At 67.9% G+C, this 16,483-nt stretch carries 21 protein-coding genes; 5 read left to right on the top strand and 16 right to left on the bottom strand.

Annotated elements, in window-relative coordinates; all coding sequences use genetic code 11:
• Positions 1-191 precede the first annotated feature (191 nt).
• Entirely contained in the window at positions 192-1,424 is a 1,233-nt protein-coding gene (phaZ, locus tag ABLE38_RS20020; RefSeq protein ID WP_348976017.1) for a polyhydroxyalkanoate depolymerase, read from the top strand.
• A 121-nt stretch (positions 1,425-1,545) separates the two neighbouring features.
• Here the strand turns inward: phaZ and ABLE38_RS20015 are convergent, their stop codons facing one another.
• The 11 genes from ABLE38_RS20015 to ABLE38_RS19965 all read right to left on the bottom strand — a co-directional run bounded on the left by ABLE38_RS20015 (position 1,546) and on the right by ABLE38_RS19965 (position 9,548).
• Positions 1,546-1,920, bottom strand: a complete 375-nt coding sequence (locus tag ABLE38_RS20015) for a YkvA family protein (RefSeq protein ID WP_348976016.1) — start codon at positions 1,918-1,920, stop codon at positions 1,546-1,548.
• A gap of 162 nt (positions 1,921-2,082) precedes the next feature.
• Positions 2,083-2,562, bottom strand: a complete 480-nt coding sequence (locus tag ABLE38_RS20010; RefSeq protein ID WP_348976015.1) for a pyridoxamine 5'-phosphate oxidase family protein — start codon at positions 2,560-2,562, stop codon at positions 2,083-2,085.
• A gap of 44 nt (positions 2,563-2,606) precedes the next feature.
• Entirely contained in the window at positions 2,607-3,557 is a 951-nt protein-coding gene (locus ABLE38_RS20005; protein ID WP_348976014.1) for an ROK family protein, read from the bottom strand.
• 185 nt (positions 3,558-3,742) lie between these two features.
• Complete coding sequence (locus ABLE38_RS20000; RefSeq protein WP_348976013.1) at positions 3,743-4,114, bottom strand: DUF805 domain-containing protein; 372 nt, start codon at positions 4,112-4,114, stop codon at positions 3,743-3,745.
• On the bottom strand, positions 4,093-4,269 hold the full coding sequence (locus ABLE38_RS19995; protein WP_348976012.1) for a hypothetical protein: 177 nt from the start codon (positions 4,267-4,269) through the stop codon (positions 4,093-4,095). The genes ABLE38_RS20000 and ABLE38_RS19995 overlap by 22 nt, the downstream gene beginning before the upstream one ends.
• Before the next feature lie 413 nt (positions 4,270-4,682).
• On the bottom strand, positions 4,683-5,861 hold the full coding sequence (locus tag ABLE38_RS19990) for an acetyl-CoA C-acyltransferase (RefSeq protein WP_348976011.1): 1,179 nt from the start codon (positions 5,859-5,861) through the stop codon (positions 4,683-4,685).
• Positions 5,862-5,992: 131 nt separating this feature from the next.
• The gene (locus ABLE38_RS19985) at positions 5,993-6,424 is read right to left on the bottom strand and encodes a MaoC family dehydratase (protein WP_348976244.1); all 432 of its coding nucleotides are present in this window, start codon (positions 6,422-6,424) and stop codon (positions 5,993-5,995) included.
• 189 nt (positions 6,425-6,613) lie between these two features.
• Positions 6,614-6,991 carry a VOC family protein gene (locus tag ABLE38_RS19980; RefSeq protein ID WP_348976010.1) on the bottom strand — a complete coding sequence of 126 codons (378 nt, stop codon included), beginning with the start codon at positions 6,989-6,991 and terminating at the stop codon, positions 6,614-6,616.
• A 4-nt stretch (positions 6,992-6,995) separates the two neighbouring features.
• A complete protein-coding gene (locus tag ABLE38_RS19975; RefSeq protein WP_348976009.1) occupies positions 6,996-7,427 on the bottom strand; it encodes a nuclear transport factor 2 family protein in 432 nt (143 codons plus the stop codon).
• A gap of 1 nt (position 7,428) precedes the next feature.
• Positions 7,429-8,532 (bottom strand): mechanosensitive ion channel domain-containing protein, encoded by a 1,104-nt coding sequence (locus ABLE38_RS19970; protein WP_348976008.1) that lies wholly within the window; start codon positions 8,530-8,532, stop codon positions 7,429-7,431.
• Positions 8,529-9,548, bottom strand: a complete 1,020-nt coding sequence (locus ABLE38_RS19965) for a DNA topoisomerase IB (RefSeq protein ID WP_348976007.1) — start codon at positions 9,546-9,548, stop codon at positions 8,529-8,531. The genes ABLE38_RS19970 and ABLE38_RS19965 overlap by 4 nt, the downstream gene beginning before the upstream one ends.
• A 104-nt stretch (positions 9,549-9,652) precedes the next feature.
• Here ABLE38_RS19965 and ABLE38_RS19960 point away from each other — a divergent pair, with 104 nt between their 5' ends.
• Positions 9,653-10,204 (top strand): type 1 glutamine amidotransferase domain-containing protein, encoded by a 552-nt coding sequence (locus ABLE38_RS19960; protein WP_348976006.1) that lies wholly within the window; start codon positions 9,653-9,655, stop codon positions 10,202-10,204.
• Here ABLE38_RS19960 and ABLE38_RS19955 read toward each other — a convergent pair.
• The 3 genes from ABLE38_RS19955 to ABLE38_RS19945 are packed head-to-tail and all read right to left on the bottom strand — an operon-like array spanning position 10,155 to position 12,752.
• Entirely contained in the window at positions 10,155-11,258 is a 1,104-nt protein-coding gene (locus ABLE38_RS19955; protein WP_348976005.1) for an acyltransferase, read from the bottom strand. The two genes, ABLE38_RS19960 and ABLE38_RS19955, sit on opposite strands and share 50 nt — an antisense overlap.
• Entirely contained in the window at positions 11,255-12,607 is a 1,353-nt protein-coding gene (locus ABLE38_RS19950; RefSeq protein ID WP_348976004.1) for a putative O-glycosylation ligase, exosortase A system-associated, read from the bottom strand. The genes ABLE38_RS19955 and ABLE38_RS19950 overlap by 4 nt, the downstream gene beginning before the upstream one ends.
• Complete coding sequence (locus ABLE38_RS19945) at positions 12,600-12,752, bottom strand: hypothetical protein (protein WP_348976003.1); 153 nt, start codon at positions 12,750-12,752, stop codon at positions 12,600-12,602. The genes ABLE38_RS19950 and ABLE38_RS19945 overlap by 8 nt, the downstream gene beginning before the upstream one ends.
• An 87-nt stretch (positions 12,753-12,839) precedes the next feature.
• On the opposite strand from ABLE38_RS19945, the gene ABLE38_RS19940 reads away from it, so the two are divergent.
• Together ABLE38_RS19940 and ABLE38_RS19935 are read left to right on the top strand one after the other, a co-directional pair.
• Entirely contained in the window at positions 12,840-14,084 is a 1,245-nt protein-coding gene (locus tag ABLE38_RS19940; protein WP_348976002.1) for a TIGR04063 family PEP-CTERM/XrtA system glycosyltransferase, read from the top strand.
• Positions 14,081-15,058 (top strand): hypothetical protein, encoded by a 978-nt coding sequence (locus ABLE38_RS19935; protein WP_348976001.1) that lies wholly within the window; start codon positions 14,081-14,083, stop codon positions 15,056-15,058. The genes ABLE38_RS19940 and ABLE38_RS19935 overlap by 4 nt, the downstream gene beginning before the upstream one ends.
• Positions 15,059-15,122: 64 nt before the next feature.
• On the opposite strand, the gene ABLE38_RS19930 is transcribed toward ABLE38_RS19935, so the two are convergent.
• Both ABLE38_RS19930 and ABLE38_RS19925 read right to left on the bottom strand, forming a co-directional pair.
• On the bottom strand, positions 15,123-15,440 hold the full coding sequence (locus tag ABLE38_RS19930; protein WP_348976000.1) for a hypothetical protein: 318 nt from the start codon (positions 15,438-15,440) through the stop codon (positions 15,123-15,125).
• Complete coding sequence (locus ABLE38_RS19925; protein ID WP_348975999.1) at positions 15,437-15,646, bottom strand: hypothetical protein; 210 nt, start codon at positions 15,644-15,646, stop codon at positions 15,437-15,439. The genes ABLE38_RS19930 and ABLE38_RS19925 overlap by 4 nt, the downstream gene beginning before the upstream one ends.
• Positions 15,647-15,742: 96 nt before the next feature.
• Here ABLE38_RS19925 and ABLE38_RS19920 point away from each other — a divergent pair, with 96 nt between their 5' ends.
• Positions 15,743-16,366: a S24 family peptidase gene (locus tag ABLE38_RS19920; protein WP_348975998.1), complete on the top strand. Its 624-nt coding sequence runs from the start codon at positions 15,743-15,745 to the stop codon at positions 16,364-16,366.
• The last annotated feature ends 117 nt before the right edge of the window (positions 16,367-16,483 follow it).

Raw genomic sequence — 16,483 nt, 5'->3', positions numbered from 1 at the left:
GGATGGTGGATTAATCGAGCGCTCAGAGAGGTTTAGCCAGAGTGAGAAGCAAAATTCGTAGCTGCGGTACGGGAACGGGACATCGCCCTGTCGCATTCTGATACCGGTCGCCGTTGCACCGCAGCACGAGCCGCCTATAACGCTAACATGAGCCGCCGCCGGATGGGGAGGGGGACGGCGGAAGGGACGCAATGCTGTACGACGCTTATGAGATTCAGCGCTCGCTTCTCGCAGGTGCGAGCGCGCTGGCCAATTTCTCCGCCGGGCTGTTGAACAACCCCGCCAATCCGTTCGCCTATTTCGGCGGCGGGCCGGTGATGGCCTCCGCGCTCGAGGTGTTCGCGCACGCATCGGCGCCGCGCGGCAAGCCCGAGTTCGGGCTCGACCACACCGAGATCGACGGCAAGCTGGTCGATGTGCACGAGGAGATCGTGCTGCGCCGCCCCTTCGGCCAGCTCAAGCGCTTCGCGCGCGCCGGCGTGGAGGGCGGTCCCAAGCTGCTGATCGTCGCGCCGATGTCCGGCCATTATGCCACGCTGCTGCGCGGCACGGTGGAGCGGATGCTGCCGGTGGCGGACGTCTACATCACCGACTGGCGCGACGCGAAGCTGGTGCCGCTGGCGGACGGGCGCTTCGACCTGGACGACTATATCGACTACCTGATCGAGTTCATGGCGTTCATGGGCAAGGACGGCGACCCGCGCCCGCACGTGCTCGCGGTGTGCCAGCCCTCGGTCCCGGTCTATGCCGCGGTCTCGCTGATGAGCGCGGACGAACACCCCAACCGCCCGCGCACGCTGACGATGATGGGCGGCCCGATCGACACGCGCGAGGCGCCGACCGCAGTCAACACGCTCGCCACCGAGCGGCCGTTCAGCTGGTTCGAGCAGAACGTCATCGCGACGATCCCGATGAGCTATCCGGGCGCGGGGCGGAAGGTCTATCCGGGCTTCCTGCAGCTCGCCGGCTTCATGACGATGAACCTGGGCAACCACATGATCAGCCATTGGGAGATGTTCAAGCATCTCGTCCAGGGCGATGACGAGGGCGCCGAGGCGACGATGAGCTTCTACGAGGAATATCGCTCGGTCTGCGACATGACCGCGGAATTCTACCTCCAGACGATCGACACCGTGTTCCAGGCGCATGCGCTGCCCAAGGGCGAGATGCTGCACCGCGGGCGCAAGGTCGATCCCGGCGCGATCAAGGACGTGGCGCTGCTCGCGGTCGAAGGCGAGAAGGACGATATCTCGGGCATCGGCCAGACCAAGGCGGCGCTGACCATCGCGACCGGGCTGCCCGAGGCGATGAAGCAATATCATCTGGCGGAAGGCGTCGGCCACTACGGCATCTTCAACGGCTCGAAGTGGCGCAACCGCATCGCGCCGATCGTCGAGCAGTGGATGGCGGCACACACGGGCTGAGCGCTCCTAAAGCCCTCGCCCCTCCGGGGAGAGGGTTGGGAGAGGGGTAGAGGTGGAGCGCATCGCACTTCCCCTCTCCCCAGCCCTCTCCCCAGCCCTCTCCCCGGAGGGGAGAGGGAGATCAGTTATACTCGCTCGTCGCGATCACGCCCCAGATCAGCCAGGCGACACCTGCCCAGATCGCGATGATGATCAGCACGCCCGGCCAGCTGACCGGGCGCTGCGTCTCGATCTCTGCACGGGCGCGGTGCTCGGCGAAGAGCGCCGCAGGCACCAGCCGCTCGAACAGCCAGACGCCGAGCGGGATCACGATCGCATCGTCGACCAGGCCGAGCACGGGGATGAAGTCCGGGATCAGGTCGATCGGCGACAGCGCATAGGCGGCGACGAGCACCCCGACCAGCTTGGCGGCCAGCGGCGTGCGCGGGTCGCGCACCGCGAACCATATGGCATGGGCCTCGGTGCGGATGCGGTGGGCGAGCGATGGACCGGTCATGGGGATGGGGTGACGTGGGTGGGGCGGCGGGTCAAGCCAAAGCCGCGCCGTCACTGCATCGAGCAAAGGTGATCCCGGCGAAAGCCGGGATCTCGTGCGGCTCTCTCCCGCGCCTTCGCCCGAGATCCCGGCTTTCGCCGGGACGACGGATAGAAGTGGGACTCAGCTCTCGGCCGTCGTCTCCACCACGGCATGGCTGCCTTCCTCGTCGCCCTTGATCTTGCCGCCGAACAGCATCTTGACCATGCCGCCAAGCGACATGTCGGCCTCCCACAGTTCTGCGCTTTCGATGTCGAAGCGGAGCAGCGCCAGGTTGGGATCGTCCTTGCCGCCGGGAAACCAGGCCTCGACCTGCTTGTTCCAGAGCTTGTCGATCTGGGCGAAGTCGTTGTCGATGCGGACGTTGCCGGCGAGGCAGGCGAAATAATCATGCCCCTTGGCGACGAACTGGGCCATCGCCTTGCCGCCGGGCGCGAGGCGATTGTCCTTGCCGGTGAAGAAGAACAGCGTGTCGACCTGATCCTCGTCGAGCTGCGCGGTGAGCGGCACGCTGTGCTGGCCGCCCTCGAGGCCGATCATCACGAACGGGCTGTCGGCGAGCTTCTTCCAGAGGTGCTTCTTGAGTTCGTTGGTGTCGGCCATGATGCGCTCCCGAGAGAATGTACCGGGAGAACGGGCAGGGCGCGTCAGGCGTTCCCGAGCGCCGCCGCCGCGCCGAGCAGCTCGAGGTCGTTGCGGTTGACCAGCGCCACCGGCACCTCGGAAAGCTGGCGGCGGAAGGCGGCCTTGCCTTCCATGCGGCGGCGAAAGGCCGGATCGACGAGCTGGGGATGCAGCGCGCGGCTGATCGCGCCGGTGAGGAACACGCCGTCCCAGGCGCCGAAGGCAAGCGCCAGATCGCCGGCAAAGGCGCCGAGATGCTCGACGAACATGCGGACCGCGGCGGCGGCGACCGCATCGCGCCCGGCGTTGCGGGTGACGTCCTCGGGGCTGGCGATCTTGCTGCCGCCCGACAGCGCCTCATAGGCGAGGCACAGGCCGGGCGCGCTGATCAGCGTCTCGACATCGAGCGGGATGGCCTTGGCGCGGCAATGATCGGCGAACTTGCGCTCGTCCGCGGTCTGCGGGGCGAAGGCGATATGGCCGGCCTCGCTCTGCACCGGCATCAGCCGCCCGCCCGAACTGATCAGCGCGGCGACGCCGAGCCCGGTGCCGGTGCCGATCACGACATAATTGCCGCCGGGCTCGACCGCGCGGGGCGGCGGGCCGTGCAGCGCAGTGAAGGCCGTGGCGGGGAGCAGCGTGAGCGCCAGCGCATTGGCCGCGCATTCGTTGAGCGCACGGGGCGGCGCGCGCAGCACCGCCTCGACGCCCGACAAGGAGATGTACCAGCGGCTGCCGGTCAGGTTGATCAGGTCGCCGCGCGCCGCACCGGCGACGGCGAGCACGCTCGGCAGCCGTGCGTCCTGCAGGCCGACGCCGTTCAGATAGGCGACGAGCGCGCTGGTGAAGGTCGGGTGCTCGCTGGTCGAGAAGCGGCGCACGTCGCGCGGCTCGAGCCCCTCGATGCCGCCGGTCAAGCCAAATCGAACCGATTGGCGGCCGATATCGGCCACCAAAGCCACGTCTTCGCGCATGTCGGCGCCCCTCCTGTTTCGGCCCCGCTTTGCGAAGTCCGGACGCTGTTATCGCTAACACTTGTTACCGAAGCAATAAGCTTGCGTTTGGCAGCGTTGTCAGAGGGAAAAGCGAACAAGCGGACGCGAGCAAGCGGGTTTGTTACGAGTTCGGTTTGAGCGCTGATGCAGTGCCGGCAGCTAGTTCATGCGGATGCGGTGGCGAACGCGTCCGTGCGCGGATCGGAGCCATAGCGATTGGCATGCCGCTGCGGCGCCCAGAGCATAATCGCGTAGAAGGCGATAACGCAGGCCATGCGAACATATTCGAGCGAAGAAGGGAGCTCGGCAATCGCGAAGCTGGTGCGGAAGGGTAGCTCATGCCAGAATCCGAGCGCGGCGGTCGCTAGCACGAGTGGAGGGCCCGGCCAGCCCGGCAGACCGATATCGTGCAGTCGCCGTGCGTAATAGGCGAAGAGCGGCGGGACAAAGAACATCTCGAGCGCCGTCCGGAGCGCCGCGCCAGGCATGCGATAGCTCGGCCAGCGATCAAAAATCACATCCAGCCGCTGAGCCATATGACGACCATTACCGACGCGAAGAGAATGATATTGACCAGCAGGAAATAGGCCGCCTCGCTGCGCGTCGAGCGCCCGCGAAAGTCGAACATGCGCAGCCAGACTGATAGGCCGATGCCGATCTGCATGCCGGCCGAGGGAATCACGCCTGCCATGCCGGCAAGGGTGCGTGGCTGCGGCTCAGGCGTCAAGGCCTGGGCGTCGCACTACGCACGCGGCCACGACAGACGCCTCCATTCCCGATCAGTCGGCTGCGCAGGGCATTGCTTATCAAGCTTAGGTTCGAAGGTGGCGGCAATTCCGCCGCCATAGCAACGGAGGCGGCACTATGAGTCTTGCAGACTTGTGCCTGATCCTTGTTGCGTTGTTCGCCTTCGCGACCTTGATCCTCAAGGTCATCGAGGTGGCGCGTTCCAAGTAAGCACGACGGGAGGGGCTCGGCCTGCCAGCCGGGCCCCGAACGATTTGGGCCCCGGTCGCTGCCACGACCGAGGCCCATATCAACGGGGCAAGCCCCATGAGTCTTGCGTTACTTGTATAAGCGCAAATGCTCCAACTTTCAATTGGCTCACAGCACCTCGAACAGCCCGGCAGCGCCCTGGCCGCCGCCGATGCACATCGTGACGACGACATATTTGGCGCCGCGACGCTTGCCTTCGATCAGTGCGTGGCCGGTCATGCGCGCGCCGCTCATGCCGTACGGGTGGCCGATCGAGATCGCGCCGCCATTGACGTTGAGCAGCTCGTTCGGGATGCCGAGCTGGTCCTGGCAATAGAGCACCTGCACCGCGAACGCCTCGTTGAGCTCCCACAGGCCGATATCGTCCATCTTGAGGTTGAAGCGCTCGAGCAGCTTGGGGATCGCGAAGACCGGGCCGATGCCCATCTCGTCGGGCTTGGTGCCGGCGACGGCCATGCCGATATAGCGGCCGAGCGGCTGGAGGCCGCGCTTCTCGGCGACCTTCTCTTCCATCAGCACGCTGGCCGACGAGCCGTCCGACAGCTGCGAGGCATTACCGGCGGTGACGGTGCCGTTCGGCAGCACCGGGTTGAGCGCCTGCAGGCCCTCGAGCGTGGTATCGGCGCGGTTGCCCTCGTCCTTGGCGAGGGTGATTTCCTTCTGCGAGACTTCCTTGGTCTCCTTGTTGACGACGTTCATCGTCGCGGTGACCGAGACGATCTCGTCGTCGAACTTGCCCGCGGCCTGCGCGGCGGCGGTGCGCTGCTGCGACTGGAGGCCATAGGCGTCGCAGCGCTCGCGGCCGATGCCGTAGCGGGCGGCGACGACTTCGGCGGTCTGCAGCATCGGCATGTAGATGTCGGCGTGCATGGCGAGCAGCTCGCGATCGGGCTCGAGGCGCATCTGCGGCGTCTGCACCAGGCTGATCGACTCGACGCCGCCGCCGAGGGTGATGTCCATGTTGTCGACGATGATCTGCTTGGCGGCCGTGGCGATCGCCATCAGGCCCGAGGCGCACTGGCGATCGACCGACATGCCGGCGACCGTGACCGGCAGGCCAGCGCGGAGGAGGGCGGTGCGGGCGATGTTGCCCGCGGTGCTGCCCTGCTGGAGCGCGGCGCCGAACACGACGTCCTGCACTTCGGCCGGATCGATGCCGGCGCGCTCGACCGCGGCCTTGATCGAATGGGCACCGAGCGTCGGCGCCGGCGTGGCGTTGAATGCGCCGCGATAGGCCCGGCCGATGCCGGTGCGCGCGGTGGAGACGATGACTGCGGAGCGAGACATGGAGTGTTCCTTCTTCGTTTAGGCCCTTCCCCTTCAGAGGAAGGGTTGGGGTGGGGCAGTGCCTCCATCGCAGTCGCCCGCGGCGAGGCCCCACCCCAACCCCTCCCCCGAGGAGGAGGGGCTAGTTGACGTCAAACATATACCAGCGCGATCCACTCGGCGATCAGCGCGGGCTTTTCCTCGCCCTCGATCTCGAGGGTGTATTCCTGGACCTGCTCCCAGACCCCGGGCTTGCGCTCGGTGAATTTCAGCAATTTGAAACGGCCGCGGACGCGCTTGCCCGAGCGGACCGGCTGCATGAAGCGGACTTTGTTGCCGCCATAGTTGACGCCCATCCTGGCGCCTTCGATCGCGGGGGCGCCGGCGCGTGCGCCGAGCATCGGCATCAGCGAGAGCGACAGGAAGCCGTGCGCAATCGTGCCGCCGAACGGCGTCTGCGCGGCGCGGACGGGATCGACATGGATGAACTGGTGATCGCCGGTCGCCTCGGCGAACTGGTCGATCATCGTCTGGGTGACCTCGACCCAGTCGGACACGCGCTCGGTGCCGATGCTCTCGGCCATCTGCTGCACCGTGATCGTCGCCAAGGGGCCATCCTCTCGCCTGTTCGGGCCCCATCTAGTGGCGGCGTGGGGGCTCCTGCAAGCCTCGCCCAACCGGAAATTTGAAAGATGCGACGGACGTAGCGTCATCCGTGGGGTGGCCTCCCGGCGCTTGACCGAACCCGATGTTCGAAAAGGCGCGACTCAGGCCTAGCCGCCGCTATTGGCGTGGAGGATGTTGCCGTCGGGATCCTTGAACCAGATCGCGCGGAAGCTGCCGAGGATGTGGACGCCGTCTTCCACCCGGTCGAAGCCGTCGGGATATTCCTCGAGCTTGACGCCCCTGGCGCGCAGGTCGGCGGCGATGGCCTCGAGGTCGTCATGGACGTCGAACACCACGGCGTTGGCCTGGTTGGTACCGGCGAAGTCGCTGCGATAGACGTTGAGCAGCGTCGCGCCGGTGCGGAGCAGGAAGACCTCGCCGTGATCGGCGGCGAGCGGCAGGCCGAGCGTCTCGGTGTAGAAGGCGCGTGCGATGGCGATGTCCTTGCACGGGAGGATCGCGTGGGAGGCGTGGTCCTTGAGCATCGTCTCAATCCTCCGGTTCGAGATCGAGCAGCGCCTTGCCGCTGCCGTCCATCGCGAAGGGGACCGAGGTGTGGATATGCGCGATCTTCCACGCGCCCTCGACGCGACGCGCGGCGATGGTGGCGCGGAACCACAGGCTCGACGGGCCTTCGCCCTTTCTGGTGCCGGTCATGTGCTGGAGCGCATGCACGACCGCTAGGTCGCCCTGCTCCAGCACCTGCGCGTCGCGGTGGGTGACGCGCAGGTCGGCTTCCCAGGTCTCGAACCATTGCCGGATGCCTTCGGGGTCGAGCATCGCCGGCGCGCGGTGGACCAGCGGCGGGGCGAGATCGTAGCCGATCGCGTCGGGCAGATAATCGGCGACGATCGCGTCGGCGTCGCGTCGCCGGATGGCATCCTCGTAGCGGGTGAAGATCGCGTCCGGCGTGTCGGTCATGTCATGCCTCTGCCTGCAGCATCGCCGGTACGTAGAGCCGGATGCCTTCGGCTTCCAAACGCCTGAGCATGGCGATCACCACGCGGTGTTTCGCCGCATCGGCCAGATCGGCGCTGGGGGACGGTGAATCGAATTCGACCTCGAAGGTAAGCGCGCCGGGGACGACGCCAGTGAACCAGGCGTGGCTGAAGACGAGCTTCTCCTCGGTGATCACCTGCTTGGCGAGATCGCTGAGCCCGGCAAGCTTCTCCGCCGGCACGCTGTTGGCGATCGCGAAGGTGAGCGCCATCCGGCGATAGTCGCGGTTGGTGCTGTTGAGGATCTCGTAGTCGAGCAGCTTCTTGTTGGCGACGATCCGCTCCTCGCCGCCCGGGCCGCGCAGCCGGGTGGACTTGAGGCCGATGCGCTCCACCGTGCCCTTGCTCTTGTCGTAGAGGATCGTGTCGCCGACACGGAAGGGCTTGTCGAAGATGATCGCCAGCGCCGCGAGCAGATCGGCGACGGTGCCCTGCGCGGCGAGGCCGATGGCGATGCCGCCGACGCCGAGGCCGGCGACCAGGCCGGTGACGTTGACGCCCAGATTGCTCAGCACCACGACGAAGGCGATGGCGAACAGGATGATCGTCACCAGCAGGCGGATGATGCCGATCGCGCTGGCCAGGCTCGAGCCCTGATATTCCTCCGACGCGGTGCGATGCTCGATCCCGCCGAGGATCACCTCGCGCAGCCAGATCGTCGCCTGGAACACCGCGGCGATCGTGAACAGGAAGGTCGCCGTGGTGTAGAGCATCGGCGGCGCATCGACATAGCCGATGACCAGCCGGATCGCGGTCATCAGGATGAAGAAGTTGCCGGTCCTGGCGACGGCGCGGCCGACGACCGCATACCAGTTGGCGACGCCCTCGCCCTGCTTGCACAGGCGCAGGCCCCAGCGCCGCACCATGTGCAGGCCGAAGAACACCACCACCGCGACAGCGGTGGCGATGGCGATGGTCAGCCAGTTATCCTGGATGTTGTGGAGCCACTGGCCGGCTTCCTGGACGAAGCTGCGCGCCTGAACCTGGAGATCCGCGCCGCTCTTGGGGAGTTCGATATTGGTACTCATGCGGCCTTTCGGGGCTGGTTATGCGCGGCTTCGCCTTCGAGAAAGGCGATCAAACCACGTTCGTAACGATTGAGCCAGCGCGTGGCGCGCGGCAAGTGGAGCGTTTCGCGCCAGGCGGCCTGCGCCTCGCGATCCTTGGTCAGATCGATCAGCGCGGGATGGACATAGGATTTGCGCGCGATCGCCGGCGTGTTGCCCAGTGCCTCGGTCACCGGCTCGAGCAGCGCCTTGAGCCCGACATGCCCGTCGCCCGCCGCCAGCGCCTGGAAGGCGAGGACGCTCGCGCCCCAGGTGCGGAAATGCTTGGCGGTGAAATCCTCGCCCATCGCCTCGCGGATCCAGCAATTGACGTCGGTGGAGGTGACCGGATGCGCCTCGCCGGCATCGTCGATCCAGCGGAACAGGTGCTGGCCGGGCAGGTCCTGGCACTTCTTGACGAAGCGGCTGAGCGAGCCGTCGGTGATCGTCAGCACGCGCATCTTGCCCGACTTGGCCCGGAACTGGAGGCGCAGCGTCTGGCCCTTCACCTTGGCGTGGCGCTTGCGCAGCGTGGTGGCGCCGAAGCTCTTGTTGGCCTGGACATATTGCTCGTTGCCGACGCGGATCGTGCCGAGATCGAGCAGGCGGACGACCGCGGCGACGGCCTTGTCCTTGCACAGGCCGCGCAGCTTGAGGTCGTGCTCCACCTTGGCGCGCAGCTTGGGCAGGTGCTCGCCAAAGCCGGCGCAGCGATCGTACTTCGCCGCCTCCTGCGCCTCGCGGAAGCCGGCATGATAGCGATATTGCTTGCGGCCCTTGTCGTCATAGCCCGTCGCCTGGATATGGCCGCGCGGATCTGGGCAGAACCAGGCGTCGTGATAGGCGGGCGGCAGGCCGATCGCGTTCAACCGGTCGATCTCCTCGCGATCCTTGATGCGCGCGCCCTCGGCATCCCAATAGCCCCAGCCGTGACGCACCTTGCGGCGCGTGATTCCTGGCGTGTGATCATCGACATAGACGATATCGTCGTGGGACAAGGGAGCCTCCTCGCAATGTCCCGGTCAATGCGCGGCCTGCCGCTTCGTTCCGGAACCCGCGGCGGGCCGACCGGTTGAGCCGGCGTGTTTGCAAGGAGCTAGCCGTGACCAATCTTTCCCATGTCCGCGTTCTGATGATGGCGACCAACGGCTTCGAGCAGGACGAGCTGATGCTGCCGCGCCAGGCGCTGATCGATGCCGGGGCGCAAGTGACGCTGGCGTCGCTCGACACCAGGCCGATCACCGGCGAGAAGGGCGGCGAGAAGGGCGAGAGCATCACGCCGGACACTACGGTGGACGAGGTCGATACCGAGAATTACGACGCGCTGGTGCTGCCCGGCGGCGTCGCCAATCCGGACAAGCTGCGGATGAACGAGCGCGCGGTGGAGATCGTCGGCGAGTTCATGGACGATGCCAAGATCGTCGCGGCGATCTGCCATGCGCCCTGGCTGCTCGTCGAGGCCGATGTCGTGGACGGCCGCGAAGTGACCAGCTGGCCGTCGGTCCGCACCGACCTGGCGAATGCCGGGGCCGAGGTGGTCGACCGCGAAGTGGTGGTCGACGACAAGCTGATCACCAGCCGCAAGCCCGACGATATCCCGGCGTTCAACCGCGCCGTGATCGAAGCGCTGGCGACCGTGCCGATGCCAGTCTGACGCCATTCACCCATTTCTGCGCGGGGCGCTCGACCAGGTGGTAGAGCGTCACCGATGCAGCGAGGACCAGCGCAAGGAAGGCGGCGACCAACGGCCAGCTGACCGCATGCGCGTCGCTGACGAAGGCGAGCTTGAAGGCGAACCAGAGCAGATAGTGCGACAGATAGGTCGCGTAGCTGATCTCGCCGAGATAATGGAGCCAGCCCGCCTCGAGCGGATTGCCGCGGCGGGCCGCGCTCAGCGCCAGCGCGAGCAGCAGCGCGGCGAAGCAGGCCGGGGCGGCGAAGGTCTCGGCCAGGCCGAGCGCCCAGGCGGCTGCCAGGGCGAGCGCGATCCCGGCGCTGGCCAGCGCGGGCAGGCGCCAGGCCTCCCGCCAGCGCAGCCAGAGCGCGGCGACCGCGGTGCCGCCGGCGAATTCGAGGATGCAGCGGATCAGGCCGAGGCTGGGGATTTCCTGGCCGAGCGCCGTCGCGCCGCGGCTGGCGAAGATGCTGTGGAGCAGGGCGAGCAGCGCGGCGATCGAGGCGATCACCGCCCAGCTCGGCACGCGGCGCCAGTCGATCGCCAGCGCGAGCAGCGGGAAGAGGAGGTACGCGCCAAGCTCGCACGAGATCGACCAGGCCGGGTCGTTCCAGGTGAGATGCTCGGTAAAGCCCCAGTTCTGGAGCAGCAGGATATGGAGCGGCAGCTCGTGCCAGGGGAAATGATCGCTGCCCCGGCCGGTCAGCTGGAGCGCGAGCGCGAGCGCCACCGCGAAGCCGAGCATGAACAGGTGGAGCGGCCAGACCCGGGCGACGCGGCGCTGGAGGAAGCTCGGGATCGAGGCGAGGCCGCCCAGGCGGATGCGTTCGCCCCACACCATCCAGATGACGAAGCCCGAGAGCAGGAAGAAGAAGTCGACGGCGAGATAGCCCTTGGCGAGGACGGCCATCGCCGCGTCGGGCAGGTCGGCGATCGACTTGCGGATATGGAAGAAGACGACGAACCACGCCGCGATGCCGCGCACGCTGGTGAGCGCCCTAAGCTCCCCTTTGGCTTGCTCGGGTCCCTTCATGCCAGCGCCGGCCTTGCCTTGCGCAGCGGGCGCCAGGCGGACTCCTCGCGCTTGCGGGCCATATAGGTATCGAGGCCGATCTGCGCGCCGATCAGCATGTAGACGAAGGGCTGGAAGGCGATGGCGATGAAGGTCGCGCCCAGCATGTAGATGATGTGCGCGCTCTGCAGCGCCGAGGCGAGCGGGCTCACCCATAGCTGGTCAGGCTCGGCTTTTTTATAACGCTGGCGCAGCACCTCCATGCGGAAGATGCCGAGGATGTTGATCACCAGCCACAGCGCCAGCCCCGGATAGCCCTGCTCGCCGAGCATCTCGAAATAGGCGCTGTGATAGGCGCGGGCCTTGTCGACCTCGAGGCTGCGATCGACCTTGGCATTGCCGTCGCCCTGGCCCTCGACGCTGACCTTCTCGTAGCGGATCTGGTTCTGGCGATAGGCCTCGAACCCGCCGCCCATCGGGTGGGTCTTGGCGTAGTCCATCGTCCATTGCCACACGGCGAGGCGGGTCGAGGCGGAGGCGTCGCCCTGATAGGTCTTGATCGTGTTCATCCGCTCGGTGAAGGCCGAGGGCAGGAAGGGGATGGCGATCAGCGCCATGGCGCCGAGCGCGCCGATATAGACGAGCTTGCGCTTGCTATCGCGCAGCATCAGCGCGGCGAGCAGCCCGATGCAGAGCAGGCCGGTGCGCGTCGAGGTGCCGACCGGGATCAGCAGGCAGGCGAAGATGAGGGCGTAGCAGAACCCCTTTACCTTCCAGTCGGGCGGGAAAATGGTGCCGAAGCGCGTGAACCAGACGATCAGCGGGATGATCGCGATCGCGACGGTGGAGATGGTCGAGCCTTCGTAGAGGCCCGAATTGTTGGCGACCATCAGGTTCAATTCGCCATAGCCGCCGCCCGAGCCGAGCGTCTTGATCCCGCCGACGATGATGATCGACGCGGCGGAGAGGACCATGAACAGCAGCAGGCTCTCGATGCGCAGCCTGGTGCGCAGGGTGAGCGGCAGGAAGGCGGCGAAGGCGAGCGCCTTCCACACCCAGTCCCATTTGTCCAAGGCCTCGACTTTGAAGTCGGCGTTGAGCGTGGTGTAGAAGCAATAGGCGAGCAGGCCGAGGATCATCAGCTGGCGCGGCGCGACGCGGACGTCCTTCTTGTCGTCCATCGCCAGCCAGCCGAGCACGGAGAGGCCGACCGCGATCAGCGAGATCGGCACCGAGTTGAGCAGGAGATAGGTCAGCCGCTGCGGCGAGACGATGTCGATATAGGCATAGACCAGCACGAAGATGAACGGCTTGCGGAAGCCCATCCCGAAAAAGGCCAGCAGGAAGGCGACGAAGACGAGATCACGCACCGGGCTTGCCCCATTTGCTGGGCTTGGCCTTGGATGCCTCGTCGTTCGGGCCGGGTTCGTGGTCGAGATCGGGGCGGCGCAGCAGGAGGAAGGCCGCGAGCAGCATGAGCCCGTGCGAGATCGCCAGCGATAGATTGTCGATCATGGGCCCGTCGGCGCTCCTGCTTCCGGAGCCCGTGTAGCGGCATGCGGTTGACGCGGCGTTAAGTGCTCGCGTGGCAAGGGGAGGGGCATGCGGATTCTCCACATTCTCGACCACGGGCTGCCGCTGCACAGCGGATACACGTTCCGGACCCGGGCGATCCTCAAGGCGCAGATGGCGCGCGGCTGGGAGGTCGCCGCGGTGACCAGCCCGCGCCACGGCAAGTTCGATACCGACGAGGAGACGATCGACGGCATCCGCTTCTACCGGACGCCGCGAGTCAATTCCGGGCCGCCGGTGATCGGCGAGCTGCGCGAGGTTGCCGCGTTCGCCCGGCGGATCGAAGCGGTGGCGCGGCAGTGGCAGCCCGATGTGCTCCACGCCCATTCGCCGGTGCTCGGCGCGATGGCGGCGCAGCGCGTGGCGGACAAGCTCGGCCTGCCGCTGATCTACGAGATCCGCGCCTTCTGGGAAGACGCCGCGGTGGGCAATGGCACCGGCACCGAGGGCAGCTGGAAATACCGGGCGACGCGCTGGCTCGAGACGCGGGCGGTGCGCAAGGCCGATGCGGTGGCGGTGATCTGCGAGGGGCTGAAGCGCGACCTGGTGGCGCGCGGCGGGATCGACGCGGGCAAGATCCTGGTCTCGCCCAATGGCGTCGACCTCGGCCTGTTCGGCGAACCCTTGCCGCACGACGCGGCGCTGGCGAAGGCGCTGGGGATCGAGGGCGCCGAGACGATCGGCTTCATCGGCAGCTTCTACGACTATGAAGGCCTCGACGTGCTGATCGCGGCGATGCCCGATCTCGTCGCCCGGCGCCCGAAGATGCACCTGGTGCTGGTCGGCGGCGGGCCGTGCGACGCGGCGCTGATGGCGCAGGCGGCAGCATCGCCGGTGGCGGAACGCATCCATTTCGTCGGCCGGGTGCCGCACCAGCAGGTCGAGCGTTACTACAGCGTGATCGACGTCCTCGTATATCCGCGCAAGCACATGCGCCTGACCGACCTGGTGACGCCGCTCAAGCCGCTGGAAGCGATGGCCCAGCGCAGCCTGGTCGCGGCCTCGGATGTCGGCGGACACCGCGAGCTGATCCGCGACGGCGACACCGGCACGCTGTTCGCTCCCGACGACCCCGCGGCGCTGGCCGCCTCGGTCGCGCAGCTCTTCGCCGATCGCGACCAGTGGGACGAGCGGCGCGAGCGCGGGCGCGCGTTCGTCGAGGCCGAGCGAAGCTGGGCGATCAATGTCGGCCGTTATGACTCCGTTTACCAAAGACTCGCCAAAATGGGGGCCATGGAAGACTCGCGGCCCCTCCCCCAGACGGTGCGTGCATGAACCTGCCGCTGGCGCCCCTGATCGCGCTGGTCGCGGGCGGCCTCGCTGCGCTTGGCGTGGCGATGATCCCCGTGCCCGCGCTCGAGGCGCTGGTGATGGACTCCGGTCTCCCCTCCGTTCTTGCGATGGCCGAGCCGCCGCTGGGCCTGACCGCCCGGCTGGCGGTGGCACTGGGCAGCGGCGCGTTCGTCGGCGCGTTCATGTGGCTCTCCGCCTTCATCCTGCTCGGCTCGCGCGGGCTGACCATCGGCGGCGACGCCGAGCCGGTCGACCCGGAGGAAGTCGCCGTGCCGGTGCTGCGCCGTGCCGATGCGCACCCTGACGCGCCGCCGCGCCCGCCCCTGCTCGCCACGCGCGACCTGGGTCGCCCGTTCCTCGAGGTCCGTGCCGCCGCGCCGGCCGCGATCGAGGACGACACGGTCGATTTCGACGCGATCTTCCCGCCGCGGCCGATGACGGCGCCGGTGGAAGAGGCGGCGACTCCGGTTGCCGAGGTCGCCGAACCGGTCGCGGAAGCGCCGGAAAGTCACGAAAGCCCCGACATTCACGCGCACGCGCGCGACTCGCTTGCCGAGCAGGAACTGCCGAGCGACTTCGACCAGCCGCTCTCGGCCTTCGATCCGCAGGCAATCCCGGCCGTGCCCAAGCCGGCTCCGGTGCCGCTCGCGCCGCTGCGCCGCCAGCCGCGCCCGTCGATCTTCGACGAGACCGAGCGGTTCGAAGTGTTCGAGCTGACGCCGCCGGTGCGCGCGCATGTGCCGCCGCCGGTCGCCGAGGCGCCCGCCGCCGCGCCGCGCGAGCGGATCGTGCGGCCGGAGACCGACGCCTCGATCCACGCGCTGCTCGACCGGCTCGAGCGCGGGGTGGCCGACAAGGGGCTGACCGCGACGCCGCGCGCCCAGGCCAAGGCGCAGGAGCGCGGGCTGGAAGAAGCGCTGGTCACGCTGCGCAACCTGGCGCGGCGCACGGCGTGATCCTTCCTGAGCGTTGAACGAAGCTGCTCCCCGGCCTTCGCCGGGGAACCAAGAGGGCGCGTGCTCACCGCCCTTCCTCCACCGTCAGCACCTCCAGCGCGATCGTCACCCGGTCCTCGGCGCGGCGGACATGCTCGACCACCAGGTCCGCCACGAGATGGCCGCGCAGCCGCAGCTCGGTCTCGGGCAGGCCTGCGATCCAGGCGTCGAGCGCCGGGGAGGGCGGGGCGGCGAGCGACAGCAAGTGCCGCGCGCCGGTGAACGTCGCGCTGGCCCAGCGCGTCCAGTCCGATTGGACCAGGGTGACCGGGCAGCCGGCCGCCTCGGCGCCGGCCTCGAGCGCGCGGCGGAGCAGCGTTTCCGCATCGGGGCCGCGGCTCATTGGCCGGGCTCCTGCTGGCGGGCCTGTTGCGCCGCTTTCTCGGCAGCGAGGAACGCCTTGAGCCGCGCGATCATGCGCGGGCCGGGCTCGCGGCCCATGCGCAGGTCGAGCACGATGCGCGGATCGCGCACCGCCAGCCGGCCGAACTTGGTGGGCGGCATGTTGGTCGCCCGAAGGAATTTTTCGATCTCGCGATGCACTGTCATTGCTCCGATCTCCCGACTCGATTCGCTGAAGATCGTTCTTAATTTGTTCCATATTTCCTACTTGTCTAGGAAAATTCCTACGGGTATGGATGCGCCATGGATCCGGATGCGCAACGCGCCGCGCTGGAAGCGCTGATCGCCGAGACGGGCGCGAGCCTGTCCGAGCTGTCGCGGCTGCTCGGGCGCAACCTGGCCTATCTCCAGCAATATCTGGTGCGCGGCACGCCGCGGCTGCTGGCCGAGACGGACCGGGCGCTGCTCGCGCGCTATTTCGGCGTGGCGGAGGCGCGGCTGGGCGGCCCAGAGGCGGACGGGCTGGTGGCGGTGCCGCGGCTCGATGTCGGCGCGTCGGCCGGGCCGGGCGGGCTGGTCGAGGGCGAGGCGCGGCGGCGGCGCGGGGCGGAGTTCTCGCCCGAGCTGCTGCGCGCGCTGGGCGTGCGGCCCGAGGCGGCGTCGGTGATCCGCGTGCAGGGCGATTCGATGGCGCCGACGCTGGAGGACGGCGACGAGATCCTGGTCAACCGCGACCAGCGCCGGGTGGAGGGGCGCGGCGGGGTGTTCGTGATCCGGCTCGACGGCGAGCTGATGGTCAAGCGGCTGCGCATCGGCGTCGGCGGGATCGAGGTGATCTCGGACAATCCGGAATGGGAGACGCGCACGGTGCCGGCGCGGGCGGTGGACGTGGTGGGGCGCGTGGCGTGGCTGGGGCGGGCGATCTAGGCGACCGCTCCGGAGCTGAGCCTTTCCCCGGCGAAGGCGGTGGTGGAGGGGCGGCGGGCCACCGCCGCGTTCCGCGCCTCCACCATTCGCTGCGCGAATGGTCCCCTCCCCGAGACG

The organism is Sphingomonas sp. KR3-1 (assembly GCF_040049295.1).
Taxonomy (GTDB): Bacteria; Pseudomonadota; Alphaproteobacteria; order Sphingomonadales; family Sphingomonadaceae; genus Sphingomonas.
The sequence above is the reverse complement of the archived record's forward strand: the minus strand, read 5'-3'. Positions and strand labels throughout refer to the sequence as shown.

Coding starts and splice junctions, on each gene's coding strand:
- phaZ (WP_348976017.1), top strand. CDS start 192: ATGCTGTACGACGCTTATGAGATTCAGCGCTCGCTTCTCGCAGGTGCG.
- ABLE38_RS20015 (WP_348976016.1), bottom strand. CDS start 1,920: ATGACCGGTCCATCGCTCGCCCACCGCATCCGCACCGAGGCCCATGCC.
- ABLE38_RS20010 (WP_348976015.1), bottom strand. CDS start 2,562: ATGGCCGACACCAACGAACTCAAGAAGCACCTCTGGAAGAAGCTCGCC.
- ABLE38_RS20005 (WP_348976014.1), bottom strand. CDS start 3,557: ATGCGCGAAGACGTGGCTTTGGTGGCCGATATCGGCCGCCAATCGGTT.
- ABLE38_RS20000 (WP_348976013.1), bottom strand. CDS start 4,114: ATGGCTCAGCGGCTGGATGTGATTTTTGATCGCTGGCCGAGCTATCGC.
- ABLE38_RS19995 (WP_348976012.1), bottom strand. CDS start 4,269: ATGGCAGGCGTGATTCCCTCGGCCGGCATGCAGATCGGCATCGGCCTA.
- ABLE38_RS19990 (WP_348976011.1), bottom strand. CDS start 5,861: ATGTCTCGCTCCGCAGTCATCGTCTCCACCGCGCGCACCGGCATCGGC.
- ABLE38_RS19985 (WP_348976244.1), bottom strand. CDS start 6,424: ATGGCCGAGAGCATCGGCACCGAGCGCGTGTCCGACTGGGTCGAGGTC.
- ABLE38_RS19980 (WP_348976010.1), bottom strand. CDS start 6,991: ATGCTCAAGGACCACGCCTCCCACGCGATCCTCCCGTGCAAGGACATC.
- ABLE38_RS19975 (WP_348976009.1), bottom strand. CDS start 7,427: ATGACCGACACGCCGGACGCGATCTTCACCCGCTACGAGGATGCCATC.
- ABLE38_RS19970 (WP_348976008.1), bottom strand. CDS start 8,532: ATGAGTACCAATATCGAACTCCCCAAGAGCGGCGCGGATCTCCAGGTT.
- ABLE38_RS19955 (WP_348976005.1), bottom strand. CDS start 11,258: ATGAAGGGACCCGAGCAAGCCAAAGGGGAGCTTAGGGCGCTCACCAGC.
- ABLE38_RS19945 (WP_348976003.1), bottom strand. CDS start 12,752: ATGATCGACAATCTATCGCTGGCGATCTCGCACGGGCTCATGCTGCTC.
- ABLE38_RS19940 (WP_348976002.1), top strand. CDS start 12,840: ATGCGGATTCTCCACATTCTCGACCACGGGCTGCCGCTGCACAGCGGA.
- ABLE38_RS19935 (WP_348976001.1), top strand. CDS start 14,081: ATGAACCTGCCGCTGGCGCCCCTGATCGCGCTGGTCGCGGGCGGCCTC.
- ABLE38_RS19930 (WP_348976000.1), bottom strand. CDS start 15,440: ATGAGCCGCGGCCCCGATGCGGAAACGCTGCTCCGCCGCGCGCTCGAG.
- ABLE38_RS19925 (WP_348975999.1), bottom strand. CDS start 15,646: ATGACAGTGCATCGCGAGATCGAAAAATTCCTTCGGGCGACCAACATG.
- ABLE38_RS19920 (WP_348975998.1), top strand. CDS start 15,743: ATGGATCCGGATGCGCAACGCGCCGCGCTGGAAGCGCTGATCGCCGAG.